Source organism: Methylobacterium frigidaeris (assembly GCF_022179185.1).
GTDB classification, from domain to species: Bacteria; Pseudomonadota; Alphaproteobacteria; order Rhizobiales; family Beijerinckiaceae; genus Methylobacterium; species Methylobacterium frigidaeris.
The window spans coordinates 1-2,378 of record NZ_BPQJ01000108.1; the positions used below are offsets into that span (position 1 = coordinate 1).

The window sequence follows — 2,378 nt, forward strand, 5'->3', positions numbered from 1 at the left end:
AACGCCGACACTGCACTAACTTTGAACTTGGACCACCTCGTGGGGGCCGATCAGTGCGAGTTGAACGAGCCCGTGGACATGATCGCGAGCCTGTAGCTTCCTGTCGGTCTGGGCATTGGGGACACTCCACCCTCACTACCACGTAGGGGTTGCTCGCGAGGTTCCTGGGCCTGAGCGAAGGTGGCCCGTCATAGCGCATCACCAGTGTCGTCCAGGCGCCCACGGACGAAGCCTCGGGAAATGAGCCGGCTACGCTCGCGGGTCTGGCGTTCGGCTCCTAGAAGGTCCGCTAAGGCGTCTGTGATGGCACACCGCAGGGCAAGTGCGAGGTCGCCTGAGGTTTGCGTGAGGTAGGCCGCTGCGATGGCTTCGACGGGGCATGAGGAGGCAGCGGAGGGGCTTTCAGCGGGTCCGGTGTCTCTCGCCTGCATTGTATGCCCTCCGTCCGAATCGTTGAGAGCGAAGAGAGAACACGCCACGGGCTGGTTGGTTCGGTCAAGGTGGGCTCGGAATCACTCAGGCGCTTAAGGGCTGCCATTCTTTTCCACTGCAGCGAAACATCGATACTCCCCCGGAGTTGGTGCCCGCGCATAACCGTCCTTCAGCGCCAACGAGGAACACCCATGAACCGGCGTATCGCCATCACCGCGCTTGCCTCTGCCGTCGCGATCCCCTCCTTCATCAACGCGGCCTTCGCACAGAATCCAACCAGCTCGGCTTCGTCTGCAACTGGAAACACCGGCGCCAAGATGGGAGAGGCGGAAGCCAAGCATGCGGCTGACACGTTGGCAGCCGGATCGATGTCACTGGCGGCCAGTCGCGTGGCTCTCAAGAAGGCCCAGGATGACGACGTCAAGCAGTTCGCACAATTCGAGGTCACAGAGCAGGAGACCATCGCTGATATCCTGAAGGGGATGCGTGACCAGACGGTCGCAGCCAGCGGTCAGGTGAAGGCCCCGTCTGACGCGGAAGTCGCCGGCCAGCTCGATGCCAAGGGCAAGGCGATGCTTGAGAAGCTGGAAAGCGCGAAAGCCGGAGCCGCCTTCGACCGTGAATACATCAAGGGACAGATTGAGGGGCATCAGGAGCTGCTAAAAATCCAGGAAGCCTATCTTGCTACTGGTAAGGACCGTGAGAACCTTGGTGTCGCCAAGCTCGCCCGCGGTCAGATCAAGGAACACTTAGCATTGATTGCTGATATCAATAAGAATTTGAAGGACTGAGGAGAAATCTTTTCGGCCTGCTCAGCAGCTTTGGGTGGGCCGAATTAAGTGTCTGATGCTCTGTCTAACGGTCGTGCTGCTTGGCGAGTAAATTAACTCGGATGTAACTACTCTGCCGCCACGCAGTTTTCGTGGGGGTGGTAACCATGTTGCTGTATGTGTTCGTGGCGATAGCTGGTGGTTTTTTGATGGCCGCAGCTATGGTTGTCCCGTATGGCCCCCTGGTCGCGTTCCTCAGTGCTCCAATAGGGGGGAGCCTCTACGCCGCGATGGCAGCTCTGGTGCTCATGCGGCTCCGTGGTCCCGCCAACCAATCCGAAGAGGATCTAGACGCGCAGACGGATGCCATGGTGACCGATCTGCGTAGTATCGTAGCTCAGGCGCGGTGTCAGAAGCCTGCGTCCCCGGACACAGAGCAGACTAAGAGACGCGCTTCCACGTGACGCCTGATCATCCCGAGTTCGGGTTCACGTTCGCGCATCGGTAAATCATAGCAGGGGTGATCGAGCACGGGGATGCCTGCTTCCCACCGAGGGTGTGTCAAAACGCAGTGTCTGTAGAAGAATCTTCCCTCGCGCACTCTGGGAAGCGTCGTCAAAGGCATCCTAACTGCATATCGGCTGCCACCCAGGATGCTTGAATGATAGCAGCGTGGAAGACTGTTCTACTATTTCAGGACCCGCCCGAGTTGTCACACAGCCTAGACCCTCAGCAGCCTCTAATGCGGTCACGCTGATTGGGTTTTAAACCCTAGCTCCATCGTTGCCTAGTTTCTCCCCCAATACCTCCGCTAAGTCGAAATTGGCCATCGATGGACAGGCGTAGGCTTCAGCTCTGCCAGAGCCTACTCCTCACCCTCAACAGGAATCAGTGCGCGTTGAAGAACAGTGAATAGATAACTAGCGCGGCAACCAATGCGATCAGCACGCCTCCTACCAGTGCCGGTCGCATCGTGTTCGTAGTCTTTTCAGGTTGATGATTCGGTGGAGCCATGACTCTCTCCTGCGATTAGCGCAACTCAACGCGCGCCCGCTTGCCGAGGTCCGTAGCAGTGCTGTCAGATTGGCGCCTTGCGACACTGCAACACACATGAGGGACGCTTGATCGGCCCCCACGAGGTGGTCCAAGTTCAAAGTTAGTGCAGTGTCGGCGTTT

2 protein-coding genes are annotated in these 2,378 nt (G+C 58.3%); one reads left to right on the forward strand and one right to left on the reverse strand.

Annotated features, from left to right (window positions below):
* Window positions 1-188: 188 nt before the first annotated feature.
* Complete coding sequence (locus tag MFF64_RS36385) at window positions 189-431, reverse strand: hypothetical protein (RefSeq protein WP_238193876.1); 243 nt, start codon at window positions 429-431, stop codon at window positions 189-191.
* A gap of 192 nt (window positions 432-623) precedes the next feature.
* Between MFF64_RS36385 and MFF64_RS36390 the strand changes: the two genes are divergently transcribed.
* Window positions 624-1,223 carry a DUF4142 domain-containing protein gene (locus tag MFF64_RS36390; RefSeq protein WP_238193878.1) on the forward strand — a complete coding sequence of 200 codons (600 nt, stop codon included), beginning with the start codon at window positions 624-626 and terminating at the stop codon, window positions 1,221-1,223.
* Window positions 1,224-2,378 lie beyond the last annotated feature (1,155 nt).